Here is a 26,846-nt window from a genome sequence, read left to right as displayed (position 1 = left end):
CGTCGTCGNCTNTNTTTTTTTGCTGTAATGATTGAATCTAACGAATGATTTCCCGAATCGCCTGCACCGCCTCGTCCACATCCTCCGGTCCTACGCCGGCGTGGGCAATCATTCGGCAGGTAGTTTCGCCGATTAACTTGATTTTGATGCCTCGTGTGAGCAGAGCATCGGTGACAAATTGTGCCGTTTTGCCCACAGAAGCAAAGTCGATCTGCACAATGTTGGTCAATACCAGATCCATATCGGTCAGTCGCTCGTCAATGGCACACAGTCCGGCTGCCAGGCGTCGGGCATTATCATGGTCTTGCTGCAGGCGCTCTGTCATGGTCTCCAAGGCTACGAGGCCGGCAGCCGCCATATGACCGGCCTGGCGCATGCCGCCGCCGATCCGTTGTCTGATCCAGCGGGCCCTGGCGATAAACTCCCGGCTTCCCAGGAGCAAAGAGCCGAAAGGAGCAGCCAGCCCCTTGGTTAGGCAAAACTGCAGGGCATCGATATTTTGCGCCAAATCACTGACCTTGACCTGCAAAGCCAGGGCGGCATTAAAAATACGGGCGCCGTCCAGATAGACGAACATATCGTATTGCCGGGCAATCGCGGCCATTTCGGCCTGATAAGCAGGGGATAGGGGATAGCCCCGGTTTAGATCATAGGTATTTTCCAGGCACAGCATCCGGCTGACCGGAGCCTGGATGCCGGGTTTACGGATCAGCTTCCTTACATCCGCCGCCTCGAATTTGCCGCAGGAGCTTTTTAAGGCTCTGGCCTGGACGCCGGAGAGAGCCGCTATTCCGCCTACTTCCAAATTGTACATATGGGATTCTTCCCCCAGGAGGATCTCTTCCCCCGGCCGGGTAGCGGTCATGATGGCGATCTGATTGGCCATGGTCCCGGACACAGTCAGCAGAGCGGCTTCTTTTTGAAACAGGCTGGCAGCCATGTTCTCCAGCTTCTTGACTGTCGGGTCTTCTCCCAGGATGTCATCGCCGACCTCGGCCTCCATCATGGCCCGCCGCATTGCCGGTGTAGCTTGGGTCACCGTATCGCTGCGAAAATCTTTATACATGGATTCACCTCTTTAATTTTTTTCCGGGATTATTGCTAAACACAGCTTCCCTGCAGAACCATCAAGCATGGAAGCCGTGTTTTTATTGCATTAGGCTATAGATGGCGGGAAGCTATCATGGATTTGCATAATTCTACGGCAACGACGCCATTGGCGGCATAAGCGTCGGCGCCGGCCTGGGCGGCGTATTCTTTGGTTAGGACTGCGCCGCCTACGATGGTGAAGGTGTGTGCCGGGCTGCCGGCCGCTCTTAATTCCCGGATAGTATGGTCAATTTGCGGCAGGGTGGTAGTCATCAAGGCGCACAGACCGACGATATCGGGCTGATGCTCCCGGCAGGCGGCTACGATTGTATCAGCCGGTACATCTTTGCCGAGATCAATGACAGTGAATCCGTTATTTTCCAGAAGAGCGGCTACAATATTTTTTCCCAGATCGTGGATATCGCCTTTTACGGTAGCCAGTACAACTTTACCTAAACTGCGGACAGAGTGGGCCGGCAGATAGGTTTTAATGGCCTGAAAAGCGCTGCGCATAGTTTCAGCTGACAGCATGACATGAGGCAGGAACGAGCGGCCGGCGCTAAATGCCTGCCCGACTTCATTCATTGCCACAGTCAAAGCTTCATCGGTAATGGTCAAAGGCTGATAGCCTTCCTGGATCGCTTGCTCAATCAGAGGTGCCACAGCTTCTTTTTCTCCCTGGATAACGCAATGTTTAATCTTCCCCAGGATATGGGATGTATCTATTTCATGGGGAGCACCGGGAAATCCTGGGGGCGTGTAGGCATAGCGGGCGCTGAACTGTCGGGCGTGGGCATCATGGCCCAGGAGTACGGCTGATGTTGCCAGAATATCCTGCATGAGTGGGTCATAGGGATTGAGGATGGGGGCGTCGAGGCCGGCGTGAAGGGACATGGCGCAAAAGGCCGCGTTGATCATGTCCCGGCGGGGCAGTCCGTAGGAAATGTTGCTGAGACCCATGACAGTGGGATAGCCAAAGTGCTGTCGGTATAGCTGCAGGGTGGCTAGGGTTTGTCTGGCGGCTTCGCCGTCAGTGGCGATGGTCAGGGTCAGTGCATCCAGCATCAGGTCATTCTCGGAGAGACCGGCCGCCAAGGCGGCGGCTACAATGTTCTGGGCGATTGCCACCCGTTCCCGGGCTGTGGCCGGCAGACCGCCGGCTGCCAACGGCAGGCACAGGATGGCGGCACCGTATTTTTTGGCTAAGGGCAGGAAGTGTTCCAGCCTTTCTGGCTCGGCGCTGACCGAGTTGACCAGGGCCCGGCCGGGAAAGGCCGCCAATCCGGCTTCCAGGGCTTGAGGGTCAGTGGTGTCGATGGCCAGCGGCGCGTCCACCAGCATCGAGAGTTCCTGAACGGCTTTCTTCATGGCAGCCGCCTGGTCAATGCCCGGTACTCCCATATTGACGTCCAATACTCTGGCGCCGGCTTGGAGCTGACCCAAGGCATCCTTTTTTACCGTTGTGAAACTGCCTTCTTTAATTTCGGCGGCCAGCTTCCTGCGCCCGGTGGGGTTAATTCGTTCGCCGATTACTACCGTCGGGTATTGCTGTCCGATATAGACAGTTTTGCTGCGGCTGGCTAATGCCACGTAAGGAGAGGGCTGCGGCAATAGGGGGGATTGTCTGGTTGCGCCGGTGGCATCAATTGCCTCGCGGGCAGCTTTGATATGCTGCGGTGTAGTGCCGCAGCAGCCTCCCACATAATGAGCCCCGGCGGCAATAAGTTTGGGAATCCAGTGGGAAAATTCCTCCGGGCCCATGGGAAAATGGGTTTGGTCTCCCTCCAGGGTAGGAAGGCCGGCATTGGGTTGAATGCTGATTGGTTTATGGGTTGCCTTGACCAGGGTTTCCAGGACGAGAAGCAGCTGGGCCGGGCCCAGGGAACAATTGGCGCCGATCACATCGGCACCAAGGGGCGACAGGATCACTGCGGCGGTATGGGCGTCGGTGCCGGTGAAGGTGCGTCCGTCAGTTTCGAATGTCAGCTGGCAGATAACCGGTTTGCGGCAAACTGACTTGGCTGCCAGCAGAGCGGCGCGCATTTCCTGAATATCAATAATGGTTTCAATGATCATCATATCGGCTCCGGCCTGGTCCAGAGCGGTGATTTGCTCGGCAAAGGCGTTAAAGGCATCCTGGAAGGACAAGTCGCCTAATGGCTCGATGAACCGGCCGGTGGGTCCTACGGAGCCGGCCACTTTAGTATGAGGGCCGCATGCCTGCCGGGCTGCCTGCACCGCAGCCCGGTTAATAGCCGCTACCTGACCTTCAAGGCCGTAATGGGATAATTTTATGCGGCTTCCGCCAAAGGTATTGGTTTCGATGATATCGGCGCCGGCCTCAACATATTGCCGGTGAATGGCAGCAATCTGGTCAGGATATTCCAGATTCCAAAGCTCCGGGCAAGCTCCTGCCGGAAGGCCTGCCTGCTGCAGCATAGTGCCCATAGCGCCGTCAAATAAATAAATCATAATGATGCGTGCCCCTTTCGTTGTATCAGAATGAATGACTTTCGATTAAATAGCAGTAGAGGCTGATTTGCCTGAGCTGCTTTGTTTGTGAAGCAAAAAGTCAATAAAGGCTTCATTGGTCATTGGCCATTTTCATTGTCGGAAGATGCACGCATTTTTCTGGCGATGCAGTGGATCTGATGGCAGCTTTGACAGGAGGAGGTTGGTTTAACCGGTTCCGGTCCATGCTGCTGAGGAACCCAGCCAATAACGGCAGTGACAGATTTGCGCGGAATCAGCATATGACTTTCAGTGGTCCGTATGCCAATGGCACTGCCCTGACACAGGGTGAGGATTTTTGGCTGGACAGTGACGGACCAGTTTCCGTAGCCCGGACTAAACCGGGAGGTAAGCTGATAGCCTTTAACCCGACCCTGCTTGTCAATCAGTCGGTTCAGGCTGTCAACCGTTTGTTCCACAGCAGTAGTGGCAGCAGCATCCAGGAGGAGAGCCGCTGTATACTCTCCCCGCTGGAATCGGTGGCTAATTGCTTTTTCCACTTCTTCGCCAATGGTTGCCGCCAGGATCGCTGCCTGCACAGCCTGGCTGAGGTGATTCCGGATCCCTTCTCCTTCCAGTTTTAACGCTGGGTCGCCGCAAAGGAGGCCGCAGTCAGCCCGGTAGGGATATAAGCGCCATACGCCTTGGGGTTGAGCCAGGCACAGGACTTCCTGCACAGCGGTTTTGATCATGGCCGGAGAAAAGGAGTGATCTCTGACGCCAGCATAGCGCAGCAACTCATCTTCCCGAATATGGGTTAAAGGAGGGCGGATGATTTCCATTCTATAATCTCCTTATTTTTTCAACGGTAGAACTGGATGACCGCAGGTACAGCCTATAAGAAGGGAATTTTATAGTTGCATAAAAACTACCATACCATTCGGTCTCTGTCAAGTGATTCATTCCATACTATAATTTGTCCGGGTATCCATGATTTTGCTGTGGGTTTATATAAAATACTATCGAATTTTCTGCCCCTTATATTTATAGACGCTTTAGTTTGCGCCGCGATATCTCGATGATTTATTGTCGGCTAATTTATTACTTTCTTCTTAACGCACCTGCCTCTTGGATTTTTAGCAGGAAATCGTTTTATTATTGTGGAATAAAAAGTTGATTATGATGATTGAGGTGAATTTTTGTGGTGAAAGTGATCGCTGTCGCCAATCAAAAAGGCGGCGTTGGCAAAACGACTACAGCTGTGAATCTTGCCGCCTGTCTGGCGGAATTGGGAAAAAAGGTATTATTGATAGACTCTGACCCCCAAGGAAATTCAACCAGTGGCATGGGAGTCAGCAAAAATGACATTAAACGTTGTGTTTATGATGCCCTGGTGAATGATCAGCCGATTGATTCAATGACCATTACTACTCAAATCCCCAATTTGTCGCTGCTGCCTGCCACCATTCAACTGGCTGGAGCAGAGATCGAGATGGTTTCGGTCATTTCCCGGGAAGCCAAGTTAAAAAAGGCAGTAGATAAAGTAAAGTATCAATATGACTATGTGCTGATTGATTGTCCGCCTTCATTAGGCCTGTTAACGATCAATGCCCTGACTGCCGCCAATTCGGTGTTGGTTCCGATCCAATGTGAATTTTATGCTTTGGAAGGGTTAACCCAGTTGATGAATACCATCAGCTTGGTGCAGAAAAACCTGAATACATCCCTGAGCTTAGAAGGAGTGGTCCTGACCATGTTTGACGCGCGGACCAATTTGTCGATTCAGGTGGTTGATGAAGTAAAAAATCATTTTAAACATAAGGTATACACTACGATTATTCCGCGCAATGTACGTCTCAGTGAAGCCCCCAGCCACGGAATACCCATCACCCTGTACGACGGTAAGTCAAAAGGGGCTGAAGTGTACTTTGATTTGGCAAAGGAGGTTATAGGCGATGAGTAAGCAGCGTGGTTTGGGAAGAGGGCTTGATGCTTTGTTTCCCGGATCCCAGGGACCCCAGAGAGACCAATCGAATGAACAGGAACCGGTACAAGAAATTCCGATTGGAGAAATTGTTCCTAACCGGTTTCAGCCCCGGCGGGTTTTTGATCAAGAAGCACTGAATGAACTGGCCAATTCCATTCAGCAATACGGAGTTTTGCAGCCGGTGGTTGTGCGCCGTAATTTAAATGAATACGAATTGGTAGCGGGAGAACGCCGCTTGCGGGCTTCTAAAATTGCCGGATTAACTATGATCCCAGCCATTATCCGGGACTATACCGATTCCGAAATGACTGAAATTGCCCTTATTGAAAATCTGCAGAGGGAAGACCTGAACCCGATCGAAGAAGCAATGGCCTTTAAACGGCTCATCGAAGAGTTTGGCCTGACTCAGGAAGAAGTAGCCCGCAAAATTGGCCGCAGCCGCTCCATGATTGCCAACGTGATTCGGCTGTTAAATCTGCAGCCGGCAGTACAGGATTTTGTTTCACGTGGAACATTGTCTATGGGACATGCCCGGCCCCTGCTGGGGCTGGAAGATGCTGAAACTCAACTGGAGGCTGCCCAGACGATTATTGAGGAAGATTTGTCAGCCCGGGACGCAGAGGAATTGGTAAAACGTATGGCGGCTTCTCCCAGGCAGCCCAAGCAAAAGGTTCAGGAAAAGCGGGAATTTTTTTTGGTGGAAGCAGAGGACCGGTTGAAACTGATTCTAGGGACCCAAGTCCGAATCAAACCTGGTAAAATGAAAAGTAAAATTGAAATTGAATATTATTCAGGTGAAGAATTGGAACGCATCATTGAACGTCTGTCGGTTGAACAGGCGATAGCGCCGCTGAAGGTAAAGGGTCCCTTGGTGGTATAGGCCATCAAATGTTTCACGTGAAACATTTGCAAGGAGATAAATTTTAAAATGGAAACGATGCGACAGGAACGTGATTCGCTGGGGACCAGGGATGTGCCGGATCAGGCCTATTATGGCATTCATACCTTACGGGCCAGCGAAAATTTTCCGTTATCCGGCATGAAAACCCATGACAATTTGATACAAGCAATTGCCCTGATTAAGAAAGCTGCCGCCGAAGTGAATGGGGAACTTGGCTATTTACCTCCGACTACGGCCCAGGCTATTGTCAGGGCCGCAGATGAAGTGATGGCCGGGAAGTGGGGCGATCACTTTATTGTCGATGCCCTTCAGGGCGGCGCCGGTACTTCCAGTCATATGAATGTCAACGAGGTCCTGGCGAACCGTGCCTGTGAACTGTTGGGCGGAAAAAAAGGCGACTATCAGTTGGTTCATCCGCTGGACCATGTAAATTTGGGGCAATCCACCAATGATGTATACCCGACGGCATTGCGCCTGGCTGCCATCTGGCTGCTGCAGCCTTTAAGGAAGCCTGTGCTCAGCTTCAGGATGCATTGCAAGGCAAGGAAGCCGAATTTGCGTCGGTGATCAAAGTCGGCCGGACGCAGCTGCAGGATGCGGTGCCGGTGATGCTGGGGCAAGAGTTTAGCGCCTATGCCCAAGCCATCGCCCGGGATCGCTGGCGCCTCTATAAGGTGGAAGAACGATTGCGGCAGGTCAATCTGGGCGGCACGGCAGTGGGAACGGGACTGAATGCGGAGCTGCGGTTTATTCATCTGCTGAATGAACGGGTACGCCAGTATTCCGGAGTGGGTATGGCTAAAGCTGAAAACATGATGGATGTTACCCAAAATGCCGATGTCTTTGTAGAGGTCTCAGGCCTATTAAAGGCATTAGCCGTGAACCTGGCGAAAATCGCTAACGACTTGCGTCTGATGGCGTCAGGCCCCCGGGCCGGTCTGGGGGAAATTCTGCTGCCGGAACGCCAAGGCGGATCATCAATTATGCCGGGGAAAGTCAATCCGGTGATCCCGGAAGCAGTCAATCAAGTAGCTTTCCACGTAATGGCCTCAGATCTGGCCATTACCATGGCGGCTCAGGCCGGACAACTGGAACTGAATGCTTTCCTGCCTCTGATTGCTCACCATCTGTTGCAGAGCATGGAGATACTGACCAGGGGAATTTCCGTTTTTCGTGATGATTGCATTACAGGTATTCAGGCCAGAACAGAACATTGCCGCTATACACTGGAACAAAGCTTGATAACTGTTACCGCTCTGACGCCCCATATTGGCTATGACCAGGCGGCAAAGATCGCTCAGATCGCCAACCGGGATAATCGGACCATACAGGAAACAGCATTGGAATACAGTGGCTTGAGTGAAGAAAAATTACAGAACCTTTTGCGTCCCCAGGCTATGACCCGACCGTTACATCGTCATAAATAAATTGGGACAGAGGGATGATGTCTATGAATGAAACCCCTAAAGGCTCCCGACTGCATGTGGCTATCTTCGGCAGGCGCAATGCCGGAAAATCGAGTTTGATCAATGCTCTGACCAACCAGGACATTGCTTTGGTGTCCGATGTACCCGGCACTACGACCGATCCGGTGTATAAGGCGATGGAGATATTGCCGGTCGGACCGGTGATGATCATTGATACGGCCGGCATCGACGACAGCGGTGAATTGGGCAGTATGCGAGTGGAGAGAACCAGGCAGGTCCTGAATAAAACAGATCTGGCCATCCTGGTGATCGACCCGGCAGCCGGTGTGGCTCAGCCTGAGACAGAGTTAGCCGCCGCGATACGGGAGCGGTCTATATCTATGGTGGCAGTAGTCAGCAAGGCCGATCTTCACGCCCCGGAACCGATGGCTATTACACCATGGGAAGAAAAGCTGGGGGTGCCGGTATTGCCCGTCAGCTCCCACACCCGCCAAGGCATCGAAGACTTGAAACGCCGTATGATCCAAGCGGCGCCGGAACACTGGGAAGGCCAGCCGGTTATCGGTGACCTGCTGCGACCGGGCGACACGGTCGTCCTGGTGGTACCCATTGATCTGGCCGCGCCGAAAGGCCGGCTGATCCTGCCCCAGGTCCAGACCATCCGGGATGTTCTGGACTATGATGCTTATTGTGTGGTGACCAAGGAACGGGAATTGCGGGTGGCGCTGGCGAATCTGAAACAACTCCCGCGTATTGTGGTCACCGATTCCCAGGAATTTTCCAAAGTGGCAGCGGATACGCCGCCGGAAGTTTGGCTGACTTCCTTCTCGATTTTAATGGCCAGGCACAAAGGAGACTTGGATACCCTGGCAGCCGGCGCTAAAGCTATTGAATCCCTGCAGCCGGGGGATTCAGTCCTGATTGCCGAAGGCTGCACCCATCACCAGCAAGCCGATGATATCGGCAAAGTTAAGATACCTCGCTGGTTAAGGCAGGCGGTGGGAGGAGACTTGGATTTTCATTGGACCACCGGTGGCGATTTTCCGTCAGATTTGAGCCGCTATCGCCTGATCGTCCACTGCGGCGCCTGCATGTTAAACCGTCGGGAAATGCTATACCGCCTGTCCATAGCGCGAGAAAAAGGCGTGCCTATCGTGAACTACGGCGTACTGATTGCCTTCGTGCACGGCATCCTTCCCCGGGCCCTAAAGCCATTTCCCTCAGCCGGTATGGCTTTTGAAACCTAAGGCTGCAGGTCCTGTTTTGGGCCTCTGGGCCTAACCTTGCGGAGGAACCGATGTATGATTTATTTAGATAATGCGGCTACTACCTGGCCTAAACCGGAAGCGGTATATCAGGCTGTGGACCATTGCCTGCGTTATGTGGCAGGCAGCCCGGGCCGGGGCGGCCACAGCGGGGCATGGGAAGCCGGGCGGATTTTAATGGAAGCCAGAGAAGAACTGGCCGCTTTGTTTGGCATTGGGGAATCTACGCAGATCGGATTTTGCTATAATGCCACGGATGCTTTGAATACGGCTCTTTTAGGCTTTCTCCAGCCTGGAGACAGGGTACTGGCCACAGCCATGGAGCATAATGCCGTGGCCAGACCGCTGCGCTATCTGGCGGATAAAGGGGTTCAGGTAGAAGTCTTGTCCTGTGATCAGACAGGGCAATTATCCCTGGAAGGTTTGCGGCAGGCTTTACGCCGTAAAACTTCAGCAGTGGTGGTTTGTCACGGTTCCAATGTGACCGGTGCGGTCCAGCCCCTGGCTGAGATCGGCGGGCTGACCCGGCAGGCCGGTGCTGCTTTCATTGTTGACGCAGCCCAGACGGGCGGAGTGGAACCGATTCAGGTTCAGGCCATGGGGATTGATTTGCTGGCTTTTAGCGGACATAAAGGACTATTAGGCCCCCAAGGCATTGCCGGACTGTATGTCAGGCCCGGCACAAAACTGATTCCGCTGCGGTATGGCGGTACCGGCAGTTTATCAGAATCAGACCTGCAGCCGGATTTTATGCCGGACATGCTGGAAAGCGGCACATCCAATACCCCGGGCATAGCCGGCCTAAAAGCCGGCGTTGAGTTTATCCGCCGAACCGGTCTGGAGACCATTCGCGACTGGGAGATGAAGCTGACCGGACAGCTCATGGACGGACTCAGTCAGCTGCCGGGAGTCGTCATTCACGGACCCAGGGGGTTAACCGGCAGAACGGCCGTGGTATCCGTCACGGCCAGCGGCTGGGATTCCGCTGGATTGGCCCGCCGGCTAAGCTCTGACTATGGTATTGCCTGCCGGGGAGGACTGCACTGCGCCCACTGGGCTCATCGCCGTATGGGTACCCAGACAAGCGGCCTCGTCCGGTTCAGTCCGGGTTTTTTCAATACAGAACAAGATATACAGAAGACGATTGATGCCATGAAAAGTATACTGGGAGAGGAATAAACACATGACAGGAACGATCGTGAATGCCGCCGCCGTAGTGGTGGGATCAGGCCTGGGGATTATGCTGCGCCGGGGGATAGCGTTTCGATATCAGGAAATTGTAATGCAGGCGCTGGCCCTGTCGGTTGGTCTGATCGGTCTGCAAATGGCACTGCAGACACAAAATGCGCTGATTGTAATTGTAAGTATGGCTTTAGGCTCCATCGCCGGAGAATGGCTGCAGATTGACCACCGGTTAAATCAGGTTGGCGAAAAATTATCCCAGCGGATTGGCAATGATAATGCCTTATTTGCCAAAGGGTTCGTGGCCTCCACTCTGGTCTATTGTGTAGGCGCTATGGCTGTCGTTGGCTCCATTCAAGATGGTTTAACCGGCGATGCCGGCACTCTCTACGCCAAATCTATGATTGACGGCGTGGGAGCTGTGGTCTTTGCCTCCAGTATGGGCTGGGGAGTGATGTTTTCCTCGGTCAGCATCTTTTTATACCAGGGAAGTATTACTTTATTGGCCAGCCTATTGAGCACAGTGCTCTATGACGATATAATTAGAGAGATGACATCTGTGGGGGGAGTGATGATTGTCGGCCTTAGTCTGACTATGTTAGAAATCAAATCGATTCGGGTTGCTAATTTAGTGCCGGCAATTTTATTTGCTGCTGTTATTGCTTCTATATGGCATTAAGGGCCGTTGAAAGGCCTACCCTGCCGAGACGAAAAACTTAAAAGGATGAAAGGTGGATACTTCTATGGAGCTTTTGACGCAACTATCTCAGTTTGTTATGGACAACCCCACCCAAGCGGTAACCGGCCTGGCAATTATTCTGGCGATTTTTTTAATTATTTTATTGGGCGTATCCATTCAGCTGATTCGGATATCCTGGCGCTATAAAAAGCTGATGAAAGGCATGGATGGAGTCAGCATGGAAAAAATGCTCCAGGGGCATATCAAAGAAGTCTATACTCTTAAGGAAAAGGTGACAGCTCTAGTCACCGAGGCCCGCCGTCTGGATACTGTTCTCCAGACCTGCACCCAAAAGGTTGTGCTGACCCGGTTCAATGCTTTCGATAATACCGGCAGTGACCTTAGCTTCTCCCTGGCTATGCTGGATGATCATAAAAACGGTGTGGTTCTTTCCAGTATTTATGGGCGCAATGATTCCCGCGTATATGCCAAACCGGTCCTCAACGGTCAATCCACCTACTTTTTGACCGAGGAAGAAAAGGAAGTTCTGGCAAAAGCGCAAGAAAATAATTCAAAATAAGCAGCAGGATTTTTTTCCTGATCAGCGAAGTGTATAGTGTCTATTTATAAAGCTATATGTCAAAAGGTGGTGATTCAATGGAGGGCAAAACCCCAAAGTTTGGGAAGTTTTGCAAGCTTTGGGAGGGTGCAACTTCAAGGTTGTCTCGCGACAAGCAGGCGGGGAAATTCGCTAAGCCGGATAACCGGGAATACACTCTGATGCTGGTTCCGCATCAAGGTGAAGCAGTCGTAAAGATTCGCATTCCCGTTAAAGCGATCAAGTATTCTGTCGCAACCGTGTGTGTTGTCACCATTCTCATGACAGGCGCAATCATCAACTATCGGCATACTGTCAAGACGGCCAATGCCGATAAAAGTGAACTCAAACATTTGCGTGAAGTCAACAGCTCCCAGAACGAACAAATTGAACAGTTAGCGGGTAAGACGGCTAAACTTCAACAGGACATGACCCGGCTGAATGTGTTGGACAGCGAAATTCGCAAGATATTGAACTCGGATGAGCTAAAGGCATCGCGTTCCGGCGTGACTAGACCGAACCTCCCCGGGCATGATGGGCAGGGCGGGCCGGTCATACAGGCTCAGACAAGTGTGATCGGCTCGGCCTCGGATACTTTGCAAGATGTTGCTAATGTACGGGAGAAAATATTGAACTCGGATGAGCTAAAGGCATCGCGTTCCGGTGCGATTAGGCCGACCTCGTCCGGACATGATGGGCAGGGCGGGCCAGCTATACATGCTCAGGCAAGTGAGATCGGTTCGGCTTTGGACACTTTGCAAAATGTTGCTGAAATGCGGGAGAAAAGTTTAGCGGAATTAAAGTTAGCCTTGATCGAACTGAATGCCCAACTGGCCGTTACCCCTTCGATTTGGCCGAATGATGACGGAGTCGTTACCTCTCGTTTCGGTTGGAGACAATCGCCCTGGGGGATGGGCAGTGATTTTCATCCAGGCATTGATATCGCCAATGATTACGGGTCGCCGGTTGTGGCGGCCGCTGATGGCGAAGTCATCTACAGCGGCTGGATAGGCGGATACGGCAAAGCCGTTGAAATCCGGCACGGTCACGGTATCAATACCATCTACGGTCATAATTCCGAACTTGCAGTTTCAGTAGGACAGTATGTAAAAAAAGGACAGCTAATCGCTTATATGGGTAGTACGGGAAACAGTACAGGACCGCATGTTCACTATGAAGTCCGAGTTAATGACACTGCCGTGAATCCAGCTAATTTTCTGTAATACATAGTAAGTAGTAAGGGGAGAAAATAATGTTTGGTAGCAAAAAAGCCTCAGGTATTAACGGCGCCACTGTTGTCAATGATCAAATAGAAACTATTATCGGCAAGGATACTTTGTTTAAAGGCGTGATTACCTCCAACAGCGGCATTCGAATAGATGGACAATGTGAAGGTGAAATCACCACCACCAGCGATGTGATTATCGGCCAAACCGGTAATGCGAAAGTGCAGGTTACGGCTCGGAATGTAACCGTTGCTGGTATGATTACCGGCAATATGGATATTACCGAAAAATTGGAATTGACTGCGACCGCGAAAGTGGAAGGCGACATTCAAGTCGGCGTTTTAATCATCGGCGAAGGCGCCATCTTCAAAGGCAACTGCCAAATGCGGCGTGAAGATGAAAGCCGTGTAAAAGACATGAAATTCGATCAGACGCCTCTGGTCGAGGGATAGTTTTTAACCGGTATAATGAAAACACCTCTACACACACTAATTGTGCGGAGGTGTTTTTTTATGAGGTTGATCTCAGTTGAAACCGGCCTTAATGAGGTAAAGGCCCATCTGAAAAACTGCGGCTACGAAGTAGTGGACATGGGTCAATGTTTTCGGCCGGTAGAGGCGACCGTCTACACCGGAGAAAGATCCGGCGCGACTTATAGCGCCAGATCGGCGGAAAACACCGTCCTGGTAAACGCCGCCGGCCTTACCCCGGAACAGGTGGCGACTGAGCTGGCCGACAAAATATAACGGCCTGCTCCTACACGGTCCTATGCCGGCCAGAAGGCCGGCGCTTTTTATGTGTGTCGCTATTGTGTAGAATTTTTTTGACCTGCATACAGCGCAAAAGATAACCCATACGCGATGGTATCCGCCATTTTCATAACCAAACTGAGGCGGGTGCTCTGCAATACCAAATGCTCCATAAACCCGCCCACATTGACCACGCCGGTGATATAAGCGTCACCGACCGAGGGCAGCTCTTTTTTTACGGCGGCGCCGGGCTTGATTGATCCTTTGCCCAGGGACACGCATCCTACATTTTCTAACTTTCCCAGGCAGGCATCCACTGCGATCAGGAAAGAATGCGGGGATTTCGCTTTGATTTCGTCAATTTTGTCCACCAGATTAGTGGCATGCACCGGTTCATCCAGGGTGCCGTAGACATGCTGAAACATATTGATCGAGCGGAGTTTGGACCCGGCGAGAGGCCCCAGGGCATCGCCGGTGGAACGGTCAGTACCGATACAGACCACGATAATGTCCTGATTAAAGGACTTGGCATCCCTGATCAGGTAACGGGTGGCTGTCGCCACATCATACACCGTGCCGGGCTGATTGATATTGTATTTCATTTCCTTGGGCGCTTCTTCCGGGATTTCACGCAATAGATTCATTGGTTTCATCTTATACCCCTATCCGGTTCAGTCTATTATATTATAGGTACATGCCGGGTATTTTATACCTGACCGGACAAGCGAAAGGGCAAAAGAAAAAAAGGAGATTACGTCCGAGACCCGTAATATATAAGGGAAAGATTGCCATGGATTCGGCAGTTGCGGAGGGGCAGGTCATGAGCCAGACATTCCGAGTATTACCGTCTATCGACAAATTGCTGCATCATTTTCAGGAACAGCCGGAAGCAGCCGCATACCCGCGCAGTTTGCTGGCGGATGTCCTGAGGGAAACCCTGGAACATCTCCGGGAGCAAATCAGAACCGGCCGGGAGATCGACCCGACGCCGGCAGGGATTCTGGCGGCAGCCGTAAAGCGGCTGGACCAAATGGCTTCTCCCGGATTACGCAAAGTGATCAATGCCACAGGGACGATTCTGCATACGAATTTAGGCCGGGCGCCTTTGAGCCGGCAGGCCAGAACCAGAGTGGAAGAGGTAATGGACGGCTACAGCACTCTGGAATATAACGCCGCAGCCGGTAAACGGGGCAGCCGCTATGACCATGTGGCGCAGCGACTCTGCCGCCTGACCGGGGCGGAAGATGCTCTGGTTGTTAATAACAATGCCGCTGCGGTATTGTTGGTATTGTCTGCGATTGTTCCCGGCCGGGAGGTCATTGTCAGCCGGGGACAGCTGGTGGAGATCGGCGGGTCCTTTCGAATACCGGCGGTGCTGGCTCAAAGCGGCGCTAAGCTGGTAGAGGTGGGGACTACCAACAAGACCCGGCTGTCTGATTATCACAAGGCCATTACTCCCGATACCGGCGCCATTCTGAAAGTGCACACCAGCAACTTCCGGATCATCGGCTTTGTGGAACAGCCGGAAGACGAGGAATTATCCCGCTTGGCGAGAGCACACGACTTCCCCCTGATTGAGGATGCCGGCAGCGGCACTCTGCTGCCCCTCAAGCTGGGGGACTGGCAAGAGCCGTCTTTGCGTCAGCGGCTGGCAGCCGGCATGGACATTGTGACGGCCAGCGGCGATAAGCTGCTGGGAGGAGGCCAGGCCGGTATTATCCTGGGCCAAAAACGCTGGCTGGCTCCCATGAAAAGTCATCCCCTGCTGCGGGCTCTGCGGGTGGACAAACTGACGCTGGCGGCGTTAGAAGGCACGCTGCTGGATTATGAGATGGGAAATCCCCTGGAGCAGGTGCCGGTTCTGTCTATGCTGCATCAGTTTCCCCAGCAGCTGGAGGCAAAGGCTCACAGGCTGGCCGCCTTGTTTGATGATCTGCGGCAATACGGCTGGCATGTCCAGGTCCTGGCCCTGACTTCCCAGGTGGGGGGCGGCTCTTTTCCCGGCGTGGAAATAGCCGGCTGGGGGGTTCAGGTTCGTTGGACTCAGAGCGCTCAGAAGCTGGAAACCAGGCTGCGGTTAGGCTCTGTTCCGGTTATCGTCCGGATTGAGGATGACGCGGTTATTTTTGATGTCCGCTGCCTGGATGAGCCGGACCTGGTGACGCTTGCAGCGATCTGCGGCAAAATCGTGAAGGGAGAACAGGTATGAAATACCTGATTATCGGCACAGCAGGCCACGTAGATCATGGTAAAACCGCGCTGATCAAAGCTCTGACCGGCCAGGAAACAGACCGGCTGAAAGAGGAAAAAGAACGGGGCATTTCGATTGACTTGGGCTTTGCTTTCCTGCCTCTGGCGGAGGACTTAGCGGCCGGTATCGTAGACGTGCCCGGACATGAACGGTTTTTGAAAAATATGCTGGCCGGCACTGGCAGCATTGATCTGGCCATGCTGGTGGTGGCGGCGGACGAAGGGGTAATGCCCCAAACCCGGGAGCATTTGGCCATGCTGGAGCTGTATGGTATCCGTCACGGTCTGATCGCTTTAAATAAGATCGATAAAGTGGAACCTGACTGGCTGGAGTTGGTGGAAGCCGAGATCCGGACCGAAGTGCAGCATACTTTTCTCGCCCAGGCGCCCATATGCCGGGTTTCGGCTGCTACCGGCCAGGGCATCCAGGAATTGCTGGCGGCTTTGCGCCAGCTGTCTGAAACGGTTCCGGCCCGGGACCGGCGAGGGCCTTTCCGCATGTGGATTGACCGGGTGTTCAATGTGAAAGGCCACGGTCTGGTAGTTACGGGATCGGCTTTGACCGGTTCTGTATCCTCAGGCGACAGTCTTGCCTTGTATCCTCAGGGGCAGGAGGTACGGGTGCGGGGGTTGGAATGGCATGACCGGAAAGTGGCGCGTATCTATGCCGGTCAAAGGGCAGCGCTGAATCTGGCCGGAGCGGAACAGGAGGAAGTCGCCAGGGGTATGCTGTTAAGCCAGGCGGACTGTAGCCAGGTCAGCAATCGTTGGGATGCTTTCCTGATCTGGCGGGAAGAACCCGCTAACGGCATCAGGGTGCGCCTGCATCTGGGAACAGGTGAATATATCGGCCGTTTGTACCGGAACAAGGGGGAAACCTTTAACTTTATGCAGCTGGTGCTGGAGCAGGCCCTGTCGGCGACAGCCGGCGACAGGGGCATTTTGCGGCTGTATTCGCCGCAAAAACTGCTGGGGGGCGTTATGCTCCTTGCGCCCGGACGCCTTTCCCGCCGTATCAGTCCGGCCCGGCGGGATTTGGCAACAGCCCTGAAACGAGGCGATAGTCAGGGAATTTTACAGGCTGTGATTTTAGATGAGCTGCAGCCCCTTTCAACCGGGGAATTATTGCGCCGGACCGGTTATCTGAGCGCCGCTTCCTTCGACACTGCTCTGGAAGGCTTGCTTAAAGCGAATAAGGTGATGCGGTTGGATTCCTTTATCTTCAGTATCTCGCTGTATGATCGGTTATGGTCTGTTGCCCGGGAAATATTGCAGGATTTTCACCGGATCCAACCGGAAAAAGCCGGGATGGAACGGGAAGGATTACGGCAGAAACTGCAAATAGGCGAGAAAGAATATGCCAGTCTGCTGCACTCCTGGGAAACAGCCGGCCGGATCAAAACCGGCGGTGCAGTCGTTGCCCTGGAGAGTCACGCTTCCAGGCACGGCTGCTGGCAAAAAAATACCGCTGAGCAGCTGGCCCAAGCCATGGATGCTACCAAACTGGATCATATCGACGTCAGCCGGATTGAGGCGATTTTTGCTTTGCCGGGCCATAAGGCTGAAGTAATGTATGAACAGTTAATCAGACAGGGAGCTTTGATCCGGGTAGGCGACTTGTGTGTATACAGTAAAACAATTCAGTACATTGTTGATCTTATCCAGAGATGCATACAGGAAAAGGGAGGAATCACAGTGGCCGAATTCCGCGATATGCTGCAGACTTCCCGGAAAATGGCCGTGCCTGTTTTGGAGTATTGCGACATGCATAAATATACAATCCGTGATGGCGATATACGCCGCTTAGGCCCGAAAACACTTAAAGTTTCAGAATAAACTATATTTACATATGCATATTGACAGCATAACAATTCACTCCTATAATAAATTTAACATCTCAGTTTTTTTATGATGGACAAAAGTTTGTTAAAGGAGAGTGCCTAGGGTTCCGCGCCGTCTGGCGGTCTGGTCCGAGCGGCACAGGTGCAGTGCTGCACTACACCGTGGGTATAAAAGACCCTGGCGGAAGGTCCTGTTTCAGTACTTGACGCTAGGCTTTTTTATACCCATTTTGGCGTTTACGGTACTTATTCAGATTTTAATGATAGGGGTGACACAACGATGTGTAGAATCGGTGCGATTAAATCCAAAGTGCCGTTTCATCCCTCCCGGGCGTTGCGTTTGATGCTGCCGCAGCAGGAAGGGCACGACAATTCCGGGTTTGCCATGGTGATGCAGGACCTGGACGGGGTATTTGCCGGCTATAAGGAACAGCCGCTTTTGTCCCTGGCCTGTACCCAAAACGGCCTGAAACTGGTGAAGGATTTCATGGACGCCAGCGGCTTCATGCCGGTGAAGGAGTATATCCCCCGGGTGAACCGGGTGGCCGGACTGGATATCAAAGCTATGCCTCACTATGTATTCCGGGCCTATGATTATCCGGAATATTTTCGTGACCGGAGCCGGCCGGAGAAAGAAGAACTGCTGCTGGATACCCGGCTGGAGCTGCGGCGGTTATTATCGGAAAACGACAGCGGCTATGTTTTTTCCTTCTGGCCGGACGTCCTGACTTTAAAAGAAATCGGCGACCCCAAAGATATTGCCGTCTATTTTCGCCTCTGGGATGACAACGGTGCGTTAATGGCAAAAAATATCGTCACCCAGTGCAGGCAAAATACCAATTACGATATTGTCCGTTATGCCGCCCATCCGTTCTTTTTGCAGGGATACACCCTCTGCGCCAACGGGGAGAACACATTTTACACCCGGAATAAAGAGTTTCAGCTGTCTTTGCACCGGGGTTATACCGGCTTTGAGTCTGACTCCCAGAATTTTTTGTATACCCTGCACTATGTGCTGCATGAACTGAAATGGCCTATTTCCTACTATAAACATGTCATCACCCCTCTGCCTTTTGAGGAAATCCAGCAGCGCAGCGACCGGCGGGAATTGGACCTGATTCGTCAATCTCTGGGGCATCTGGAGATCAACGGACCCAATACCATCATTGCCATGCTGCCTGACAGCCGTATCATGACCTGCTGTGACTCGAAAAAACTGCGGCCGGTGGTCATAGGCGGTGATGAGACTACCATGGCCATTGCCTCTGAGGTCTGCGGCCTCCAGGCTATTTTGCCCCATCGGGATGAGTCCCGGGATATCTACCCCGGCGAACGGGAAGTTGTGGTCATTACCCCGGAATTGGAGGTAGAGCGATGGAAGCAGTAAAAACGCAAGACGTAACGGCCAATGATCTTTCCTGGCAAATACAATATCAGCATGACCGCTGTACCCTGTGCGGCCGCTGCCTGGCTGCCTGCAGCTTCCGGGCGATTGAAGCCGTCATGGAAAAGCGGCTGGTGGGGCTGCCCACAGAGAATCAGCCGGCTTACCGCATAATGCCGGCCATTCGTCAGAAAAACAGCCTGACCGAAGCCTGTGTGGGCTGCGGCATGTGTGAAAAGGTTTGTCCCAACCAGGCCATCCGGCCGGTGAAGAACCCCTATTCCCGCCAGAATCTTCTGGCCCGGGCCGGCGGCAGCCCGATTAAACGGGGCGGCCGGGATAACCTGCACCAGGATAGAACCCTGGATAAAATCGTGGTCGGAAGGATTTCGCAAATGACCGATCCATCCCTGGACGCCGAACGCCATACCTTCGATATCCTGGCGCCATTCGGCCGCATTTTGCCGCCGCATGAACTGCCGTTTAAAAATGACGGCCATTCTTTGCAGGCAGAGGGGCAGACGCCGCCGGTGAACTGGATTTACCCTGTCATATTCGGCGACATGTCCATCGGCGCTCTGTCAGCCAGAGCGTGGGAAGCTCTGGCCCTGGCCGTGGCCTATTTAAATGAAAAGCATCATATGCCGGTCCGGATGTCCTCGGGGGAAGGGGGCATGCCCCAGAAACTGCTGGGTTCGGAGCAGCTGAAGTACATGATCCTTCAAATCGCCTCCGGGCACTTTGGCTGGAACCGGATCATTCAGGCCATTCCCCGGATGAAAGCCGATCCGGCCGGAATCCTGATCAAAATCGGACAGGGGGCCAAGCCGGGGGACGGAGGGCTTTTGCCGGCGGCCAAGGTGGCCGAACACATTCAGGCCATCCGGGGCGTGCCCAAGGCAGACCTGCTGTCGCCCCCCAATCATCAGGGACTCTATTCTATCGAAGAATCCGTGCAAAAAATGTTCCTGTCCATGAATGCCGCCTTTAAATTCCGGGTGCCGGTAGCCATCAAATGCGCCGCGTCCGCCACATCGGTTTCGGTGTACAACAACCTGTTGCGGGACCCTTACCGGATCTGCGGCGGATTTCTCCTGGACGGAATCCATGGCGGAACCGGCGCGGCCAATGAGGTGTCCATGGACCACACCGGCCATCCGGTGATCTCCAAGACACGGGAGTGCTACCTGGCAGCGGTCAAACAGGGCCGTCAGGGCCAGATTCCTCTCTGGGCGGGGGGCGGCCTCGGCCTGACCGGCAATGCGGCGGCAGATGCCTTTAAAATGATCTGCCTGGGCGCCAATGGAGTCTTTATTTCCCGCATCCTGATTCAGCTGATGGGCTGTATCGGCAATGAACAAGGACGCTGCAACGCCTGTAACACCGGTAAGTGCCCCACCGGCATCTGCACCCAGGACCCCCGGCTGGTCAAACGGCTGGACGTGGACCGGGCCGCCGCCAATATCGTTGACTACATGCTGGCCCTGGATTATGAACTGCGCAAGCTGATGGCTCCTATCGGCAACAGTTCGCTGCCGGTAGGCCGTTCCGACGCGTTGATCAGCCTGGATAAGGATGTTGCCGACAAGCTGGCTATCCAATATGCTTGTTAGAGGAGGGCTGAAAGATGATCACCATTCAGACGATAGACGGCAATAACCGGATGTCCACCCAGGAACTGCTGCAGCGGATTGACGCGGCTGTCAGCCGGGGCGAGAGCGAGTTTTTTATTGAAGCGTCCGGGCAGCATGATATCGGGGGCCCCTTGTGGCATCCGGAGGGGAAACAGTTAACCTTCACGGTGAAGAACCCTGGCCAGCGGGTGGGGTCTATGTGTCTTCCCGGCACCGAGGTTATCGTGGAAGGGGCGGCGGCGGCTGATGTGGGCTGGCTGAATGCCGGCGGCAAAATTGTGGTCAGGGGGGATGGCGGCGACACAACCGCCCATTGCGCCGCCGGCGGCACAATTTATATCGGCGGCCGGGCCGGAGCCCGTTCCGGCTCTTTGATGAAACACGATCCGCTGGAAGCGCCGCCGGAATTTTGGGTTCTGAAAAGCGTCGGCAGCTTTTCCTATGAATTTATGTCCGGCGGTATTGCTGTGGTCTGCGGCTATGGCTGTCAGCCGGAGGAATCAGTGCTGGGCGACCGGTCCTGTGTCGGTATGGTGGGCGGCAAGCTTTATTTTCGCGGCCAGGCCGGCGGCATTTCTCCCAAAGATGTCAAGACCGCTTCCTTAGAGCCCGAGGATATTGCCTATCTGGCAAGCCGCATGGATGATTTCCTCCAGTCCATCGGCAGACCGGAACTAAGGGCGGCCTTAACTGACTGGGCGGAATGGCGGAAAGTGATCCCCTTAACGTACGAAGACCGCCCGAAAAAGGCCAATATCAACATTCCGGCGTTTCGCCGCGACCATTGGATCAGCGGCGGTCTGTTCAGTGATGTTTGCAGCGATGATGGGCAGGTGGCGGGACTGGTGGCCACCGGGACCTGCCGGCAGAGGGTGCCGGTTTGGCAGGACAGCCGGGACGGCAGTGCCGGGAAATCTGCCTGCAGTGACTGTAAGCTCTGCCTCAAGCTATGCCCGGAACACGCTGTCATCCGCTCAGAAGAAAACGGACAGCACCGCTATGAGGCTTCCGGGGGGCGTTGCATCGGCTGTGGCGTCTGCAGCGGGGTTTGTCCGCGAAAAGTATGGGAAATGCGTGTTAACAGTGAATAAGTTTCCCGGAATCAGGTATAAAGGCGAGATAGACAAATGTTAATACACAAAAGTGTATTCGAGAAAGACAGTGTATACAATAAATTGCGTTTTCCTCTTGACAGGCACAGTGGGATGATTCATAATGATATCCATAGTTCCTAAATCCTTACCGGTGTTTGATTTTTTGAAAGGCAGAGGAGGAATTTATTGTGTCAAAAAAATGGACTTTGACTCTGAGCGCACTGATGACCGGGATGATGCTTTTCGCCCTGACTGGCTGCGGCGGCTCCCAGGCGGATTCCAAGGAAATCAAAGTCGGCGCCAACTTCGAAATGACCGGCGGTATCGCTACCTTCGGTCAATCTTCCGTTAACGGTATCAAACTGGCCTTTAAAGAAATCAACGCTACCGGCGGGGTGATTGGCAAACAGCTGACATTAGTCGTGGCTGACAACAAATCCGAGCCTTCTGAGGCCACCAGCGCCATGACCAAATTGGTCGCTCAGGACAAAGTGGTCGCCGTATTAGGCGCGGTCGCCAGCTCCAACACCCTGGCCGGATCTCAAGTGGCCCATGACAACAAGGTTCCTTTTATCACCCCGACCTCTACCAACCCGAAGGTCACGGTGGATGACAGCGGCAAGGTAAAGGAATATGCCTTCCGCGCTTGTTTTATCGATCCGTTCCAAGGTACTGTAATGGCTAACTTTGCATTCAAGTCCCTGGGCGCGAAGACGGCTGCCGTCTATATCGACAACAGCTCGGACTATGCCAAGGGCCTGGCTCAGTTCTTTGAAGAAGCCTTTGTGCAAAATGGCGGCAAGATCGTAGCCAAAGAAGCCTACCTGCAAAAAGACCAGGACTTTAAAGCCACTCTGACCAAGATGAAAGCAAGCAATCCGGACGTAATCTTTGTGCCCGGCTACTATGAAGAAGCCGGCAAAATCGTAAAACAGGCCCGTGAACTGGGCTATACCAAACCGCTGCTGGGCGGCGACGGCTGGGATTCCCCGAAACTGGTGGAAATCGCTGGACCGGAAGCTCTGAATAACGGTTTCTTCAGCAATCACTATTCACCGGAAGACAAAGATCCCCGGGTCGTGAAATTCGTGGAATCCTATAAAAAAGAGTACAACCAAGTACCTGACGCTCTGGCGGCTCTGGGGTACGACGCGGCTCTCATGCTGGCTGATGCAATAAAACGCGCTAACAGCACCGAGTCCGGCAAAATTAAAGACGCTTTGGCCCAAATTCAGAACTTGCAGGTTGTTTCCGGTAACATCACCCTGAATGATTACCATGATCCGGTTAAAAGCGCTATTGTAATCGAAATGAAAGAAGGCAAGCAAACCTTTAAGGAAAAAGTCAATCCTTAATCCATATATTGCAGTAAGATACAAATTATCAGCACGGGATAAGGCGAAGGCTTTATCCCCTTTTTTAACCCAATATCGATTAAAAACAATTGTATTTTGCCCGAGGACAGCAATCGTGCATTCCATAGATTTGTATCTTGACACTTATATATAGCACGCTTATAATATACACATCGACAAGCAAAACATGTCGCATTCAGTGGACAAAGCTGTCCGGATGAGTACGTCTGTGTCAGAAAGTCTCCAGAATCTGCGGAGACTGGCGCCAGAAACAACCCGGCACAGTCTCTTTTTTTTCATTGCCGGCTGTGGCACGGGCTTCAGCCGCGCGTCAATATTTCCGCCTCTAAAGACGGTGTCGGTTCATTGCTTGTTTCAGAATTTAATTGCAGCAAAAAAAAGGAGGGGCAGCATGGATTTTTCTTCATTTGCCCAGCAGTTCGGTCAGCAGTTGATCAACGGCCTTTCCCTCGGCAGTATTTATGCTCTGATCGCCCTGGGCTACACAATGGTGTACGGTATCATCCGCTTAATTAATTTCGCCCATGGCGATATCTACATGGTCGGCGCTTATATTGCGTTTTTTGCGACCACCAGCTTAAATCTGTCATTTTTCCCGGCTCTCATTCTTTCTATGGCTGGCGCGGCTGTTTTGGGCATGGTGATTGAAAGGGCGGCTTACCGGCCTTTGCGAAGCGCCCCCAAAACCGCCGTGCTGATTACCGCTATCGGAGTTTCCCTGTTGCTGGAGTATGGCGGAATGCTGATCGTATCGCCGCAGCCGAAGACTTTTCCGCCTCTCATCCAAACTCAAGTCTATCATATCGGCGAACTGGTGGTTAACAGTCAGCAGATCGTCATTCTGACGGTTTCTCTTGCCTTGATGGTGCTTTTGACCTATGTGGTCCAGCATACCATGATCGGCAAAGCCATGCGCGCTGTGTCCTATGACACCGATGCCGCCCGGCTGATGGGCATTGATGTGGATAAGGTTATTTCCTTTACCTTTGCCGTTGGTTCCGGCCTGGCGGCGGCAGCCGGCGTACTGGTGGGAGTTTACTATAACTCCATTGATCCGCTGATGGGAATGATGCCTGGCCTGAAGGCGTTCGTCGCGGCCGTGCTGGGCGGTATCGGACTGATTCCGGGCGCTATGTTCGGCGGAATACTCATAGGAGTCATCGAGGCTATGGTCAGCGGCTTTATTTCATCAACCTTTCGTGATGCAGCGGCCTTTGCGATCCTTATCATTATCCTGCTGTTCAAACCGTCCGGTTTGCTTGGCAAGAACGTACGCGAGAAAGTGTAGGTGACAGCCATGAAAGAGATTACGAAAAAAGATTTATTGTTACTGGTTTTGGGGCTGGCGGTTTATGCCGTAGTGCAGAGTCTAATCAGCATTGAGGTGATCGGACCTTTTTGGACTCTGAATATTGTATTGATTTGTATCAATATCATTCTGGCCAGCAGTCTGAACCTGATTAATGGTTTTACCGGTCAGTTCTCTATCGGTCATGCCGGCTTTATGGCGGTAGGCGCATATGCGGGAGCGATTTTGACCGTGAAACTGCAGCTCCCCTTTTTGCTGGCTATTATTGTCGGGGCTCTGGTGGCTGGCGTTCTCGGCTTTCTAATCGGTTTGCCGACCCTGCGTCTGAGCGGCGACTATCTGGCCATCGCCACCTTAGGACTGGGAGAAATTATCCGGATTACCATTTTGAATATTCCTTATGTGGGCGGCGCTTCCGGCTTCATGGGCATCGACCGTTTCACTGATTTCACATGGGCATTCTTCCTGATGCTGTTTACTTTGTTTTTTATTAAAAACTTTATTAATTCCACTCATGGCCGGGCCTGTATTTCCATCCGGGAGAATGAAATCGCCGCCGAGGCTATGGGTGTGAATACCACCAAATATAAGGTGCTGGCATTTACCCTGGGAGCTTCCTTTGCCGGTATGGCCGGCGTGTTGTTTGCTCACTATTTCTATATCATCCATCCGACTTCGTTCACTTTTATGAAATCCTTTGATTACCTGACCATGGTGGTGCTGGGGGGCTTAGGCAGCCTGACAGGGTCCATCACCGGCGCGGTTCTCCTAACCTTTATTTCCGCCGCTTTGGCGGATTATCCCGAATGGCGGATGGTTATTTATTCTCTGATGCTGATCGCCCTCATGCTGTATCGTCCCCAGGGGCTGTTCGGCAGCAAGGAGCTCAGTTTTAAAATGTTTCATCTGAAGGGGAGGGAACGTCGTGACATTGCTTAAGGCGACTAAACTTTCCAAGGTGTTTGGCGGTCTGCGGGCGGTTTCGAATTTTAGCCTGGAAATCCAGCCGGGCGAACTGGTGGGGTTGATCGGTCCCAACGGGGCTGGCAAGACCACGGCGTTCAACCTGCTGACCGGCGTATATGAGCCAACTTCCGGCGAGATCGAATTTGACGGCAAAAGCGTTGTAGGGCTGAAACCCTATCAGATCACTCAGCGGGGCATAGCCCGGACATTCCAGAACATCCGGCTGTTTGCCAATCTTTCTGTTTTGGATAATGTAAAAATTGCCTACCATTTTCATGTGAAATACGGACTGGTGGAAAGCGTACTGCGTATGGGCCGTTATCACAAAGAAGAAGAAGAGATTAGGCAAAAAGCCATTCAATTTTTAAAGATCTTTCAACTGGAAGATAAAAAAGACGAGATTGCCAAAAACTTGCCTTACGGTGAGCAGCGGCGCCTGGAAATCGCCAGAGCCCTGGCGGCTCAGCCTAAACTCCTGCTTTTAGACGAGCCGGCGGCAGGCATGAATCCTCAGGAAACCCATCAGCTCATGGACATGATCCGCTGGATCCGGGAAAAGTTTGATTTAACCATCCTGCTGATCGAGCATGATATGAGTCTGGTCATGGGAGTATGCGAACGGATTTACGTGCTGGACTATGGCAGCATTATCGCTCACGGTACGCCGGCTGAAATTAAAAACAATCCGCGGGTGATTGAAGCCTACCTCGGAGAGGAGGTACACTGATGCTAACGATTGATAATATTAATGTATATTACGGCGCTATCCATGCTCTCAAGGGGATCAGCGTCGATGTGCAGGAAGGCGAGATTGTCACCTTAATTGGCGCCAACGGCGCCGGCAAAAGCACGACCCTGCGCACGATTTCCGGTTTATTGCGTCCCCGGACCGGCCAGCTTCTGTTTGAAGGCCAAAATATTGCCCAGGCAGCGGCTCAGAAGATTGTGGCTATGGGCATCTCTCAGGTGCCGGAAGGCCGTAAAATATTTGCTAATATGAGCGTACTTGAAAATTTGGAGCTGGGGGCTTATATTAGAAGTGATAAGCAAGAAATCAAAAAGGACATGGAAAACGTCTTCGGGCGATTCCCCCGTCTGGCTGAGCGCCGCGGCCAATTAGCCGGAACCCTGAGCGGCGGTGAACAGCAGATGCTGGCGATGGGGCGGGCCTTGATGAGCCGGCCGCGGCTCTTACTTCTGGATGAACCGTCCATGGGCCTGGCTCCGCTGCTGGTGAAAGAAATCTTCTCGATTATACGGGAAATCAACCAAACAGGCACCACGATTCTGCTGGTGGAACAAAACGCCAACATGGCTCTGTCTATCGCTCACAAAGCCTATGTATTGGAAACCGGACGCATCACTCTGTACGGCACAGCCAAAGAACTGTCCGAGAGCGAAGCAGTACGCAAGGCCTATCTCGGAGGCTAAGAGAGGC

23 protein-coding genes and 1 pseudogene are annotated in these 26,846 nt (G+C 52.8%); 20 read left to right on the top strand and 4 right to left on the bottom strand.

Annotated elements, in window-relative coordinates; translation table 11 throughout:
- Positions 1 to 37: 37 nt before the first annotated feature.
- The 3 genes from ALO_RS08885 to ALO_RS08875 all read right to left on the bottom strand — a co-directional run bounded on the left by ALO_RS08885 (position 38) and on the right by ALO_RS08875 (position 4,382).
- Positions 38 to 1,066 (bottom strand): threonine aldolase family protein, encoded by a 1,029-nt coding sequence (locus ALO_RS08885; RefSeq protein ID WP_004095000.1) that lies wholly within the window; start codon positions 1,064 to 1,066, stop codon positions 38 to 40.
- 95 nt (positions 1,067 to 1,161) lie between these two features.
- The gene (locus ALO_RS08880) at positions 1,162 to 3,561 is read right to left on the bottom strand and encodes a homocysteine S-methyltransferase family protein (protein ID WP_004094995.1); all 2,400 of its coding nucleotides are present in this window, start codon (positions 3,559 to 3,561) and stop codon (positions 1,162 to 1,164) included.
- Positions 3,562 to 3,680: 119 nt separating this feature from the next.
- Positions 3,681 to 4,382 (bottom strand): hypothetical protein, encoded by a 702-nt coding sequence (locus ALO_RS08875; RefSeq protein WP_004094993.1) that lies wholly within the window; start codon positions 4,380 to 4,382, stop codon positions 3,681 to 3,683.
- A 359-nt stretch (positions 4,383 to 4,741) separates the two neighbouring features.
- Here ALO_RS08875 and ALO_RS08870 point away from each other — a divergent pair, with 359 nt between their 5' ends.
- From ALO_RS08870 to ALO_RS08825, 10 genes and pseudogenes are all read left to right on the top strand, one after another.
- Complete coding sequence (locus tag ALO_RS08870; protein ID WP_139025357.1) at positions 4,742 to 5,503, top strand: ParA family protein; 762 nt, start codon at positions 4,742 to 4,744, stop codon at positions 5,501 to 5,503.
- Positions 5,496 to 6,407: a ParB/RepB/Spo0J family partition protein gene (locus ALO_RS08865; protein WP_004094991.1), complete on the top strand. Its 912-nt coding sequence runs from the start codon at positions 5,496 to 5,498 to the stop codon at positions 6,405 to 6,407. Before ALO_RS08870 ends, ALO_RS08865 begins: the two co-directional genes overlap by 8 nt.
- Positions 6,408 to 6,464: 57 nt before the next feature.
- Positions 6,465 to 7,855 (top strand): annotated as a pseudogene (locus tag ALO_RS23910) (aspartate ammonia-lyase).
- Between the two features lie 23 nt (positions 7,856 to 7,878).
- Positions 7,879 to 9,102, top strand: a complete 1,224-nt coding sequence (hydF, locus tag ALO_RS08855; protein ID WP_004094984.1) for a [FeFe] hydrogenase H-cluster maturation GTPase HydF — start codon at positions 7,879 to 7,881, stop codon at positions 9,100 to 9,102.
- 54 nt (positions 9,103 to 9,156) lie between these two features.
- On the top strand, positions 9,157 to 10,299 hold the full coding sequence (locus ALO_RS08850; RefSeq protein WP_004094982.1) for an aminotransferase class V-fold PLP-dependent enzyme: 1,143 nt from the start codon (positions 9,157 to 9,159) through the stop codon (positions 10,297 to 10,299).
- 4 nt (positions 10,300 to 10,303) lie between these two features.
- Positions 10,304 to 10,981, top strand: coding sequence for a DUF554 domain-containing protein (locus ALO_RS08845; protein WP_004094981.1), 678 nt, complete (start codon positions 10,304 to 10,306; stop codon positions 10,979 to 10,981).
- Positions 10,982 to 11,045: 64 nt separating this feature from the next.
- The gene (locus tag ALO_RS08840) at positions 11,046 to 11,561 is read left to right on the top strand and encodes a DUF4446 family protein (protein ID WP_004094980.1); all 516 of its coding nucleotides are present in this window, start codon (positions 11,046 to 11,048) and stop codon (positions 11,559 to 11,561) included.
- 140 nt (positions 11,562 to 11,701) lie between these two features.
- Entirely contained in the window at positions 11,702 to 12,802 is a 1,101-nt protein-coding gene (locus ALO_RS08835) for a M23 family metallopeptidase (protein ID WP_004094979.1), read from the top strand.
- A gap of 29 nt (positions 12,803 to 12,831) precedes the next feature.
- Positions 12,832 to 13,257 carry a bactofilin family protein gene (locus tag ALO_RS08830; protein ID WP_004094978.1) on the top strand — a complete coding sequence of 142 codons (426 nt, stop codon included), beginning with the start codon at positions 12,832 to 12,834 and terminating at the stop codon, positions 13,255 to 13,257.
- Between the two features lie 60 nt (positions 13,258 to 13,317).
- Positions 13,318 to 13,551, top strand: coding sequence for a YkuS family protein (locus ALO_RS08825; RefSeq protein ID WP_004094976.1), 234 nt, complete (start codon positions 13,318 to 13,320; stop codon positions 13,549 to 13,551).
- A 59-nt stretch (positions 13,552 to 13,610) separates the two neighbouring features.
- Here the strand turns inward: ALO_RS08825 and yyaC are convergent, their stop codons facing one another.
- Positions 13,611 to 14,198: a spore protease YyaC gene (gene yyaC, locus ALO_RS08820; RefSeq protein WP_004094974.1), complete on the bottom strand. Its 588-nt coding sequence runs from the start codon at positions 14,196 to 14,198 to the stop codon at positions 13,611 to 13,613.
- A 176-nt stretch (positions 14,199 to 14,374) separates the two neighbouring features.
- Here yyaC and selA point away from each other — a divergent pair, with 176 nt between their 5' ends.
- From selA to ALO_RS08770, 10 genes are all read left to right on the top strand, one after another.
- Positions 14,375 to 15,763, top strand: coding sequence for an L-seryl-tRNA(Sec) selenium transferase (gene selA, locus ALO_RS08815; protein ID WP_004094972.1), 1,389 nt, complete (start codon positions 14,375 to 14,377; stop codon positions 15,761 to 15,763).
- Positions 15,760 to 17,640 (top strand): selenocysteine-specific translation elongation factor, encoded by a 1,881-nt coding sequence (gene selB, locus ALO_RS08810; protein WP_004094970.1) that lies wholly within the window; start codon positions 15,760 to 15,762, stop codon positions 17,638 to 17,640. The genes selA and selB overlap by 4 nt, the downstream gene beginning before the upstream one ends.
- A 285-nt stretch (positions 17,641 to 17,925) precedes the next feature.
- Complete coding sequence (locus ALO_RS08805; protein WP_004094967.1) at positions 17,926 to 19,032, top strand: class II glutamine amidotransferase domain-containing protein; 1,107 nt, start codon at positions 17,926 to 17,928, stop codon at positions 19,030 to 19,032.
- Positions 19,020 to 20,642, top strand: a complete 1,623-nt coding sequence (locus ALO_RS08800) for a glutamate synthase-related protein (protein WP_004094965.1) — start codon at positions 19,020 to 19,022, stop codon at positions 20,640 to 20,642. Before ALO_RS08805 ends, ALO_RS08800 begins: the two co-directional genes overlap by 13 nt.
- A 14-nt stretch (positions 20,643 to 20,656) precedes the next feature.
- Entirely contained in the window at positions 20,657 to 21,754 is a 1,098-nt protein-coding gene (locus ALO_RS08795) for a GltB/FmdC/FwdC-like GXGXG domain-containing protein (protein ID WP_004094964.1), read from the top strand.
- Between the two features lie 227 nt (positions 21,755 to 21,981).
- A complete protein-coding gene (locus tag ALO_RS08790) occupies positions 21,982 to 23,112 on the top strand; it encodes an ABC transporter substrate-binding protein (protein WP_085944937.1) in 1,131 nt (376 codons plus the stop codon).
- 412 nt (positions 23,113 to 23,524) lie between these two features.
- Entirely contained in the window at positions 23,525 to 24,421 is an 897-nt protein-coding gene (locus ALO_RS08785) for a branched-chain amino acid ABC transporter permease (protein ID WP_004094962.1), read from the top strand.
- A 9-nt stretch (positions 24,422 to 24,430) separates the two neighbouring features.
- On the top strand, positions 24,431 to 25,381 hold the full coding sequence (locus ALO_RS08780; RefSeq protein ID WP_004094961.1) for a branched-chain amino acid ABC transporter permease: 951 nt from the start codon (positions 24,431 to 24,433) through the stop codon (positions 25,379 to 25,381).
- Positions 25,368 to 26,135, top strand: a complete 768-nt coding sequence (locus tag ALO_RS08775; protein WP_004094960.1) for an ABC transporter ATP-binding protein — start codon at positions 25,368 to 25,370, stop codon at positions 26,133 to 26,135. Before ALO_RS08780 ends, ALO_RS08775 begins: the two co-directional genes overlap by 14 nt.
- Positions 26,135 to 26,839 (top strand): ABC transporter ATP-binding protein, encoded by a 705-nt coding sequence (locus tag ALO_RS08770; RefSeq protein ID WP_004094956.1) that lies wholly within the window; start codon positions 26,135 to 26,137, stop codon positions 26,837 to 26,839. The genes ALO_RS08775 and ALO_RS08770 overlap by 1 nt, the downstream gene beginning before the upstream one ends.
- The last annotated feature ends 7 nt before the right edge of the window (positions 26,840 to 26,846 follow it).

It is taken from the genome of Acetonema longum DSM 6540, assembly GCF_000219125.1.
Classification (GTDB): domain Bacteria; phylum Bacillota; class Negativicutes; order Sporomusales; family Acetonemataceae; genus Acetonema; species Acetonema longum.
The sequence above is the reverse complement of the archived record's forward strand: the minus strand, read 5'-3'. Positions and strand labels throughout refer to the sequence as shown.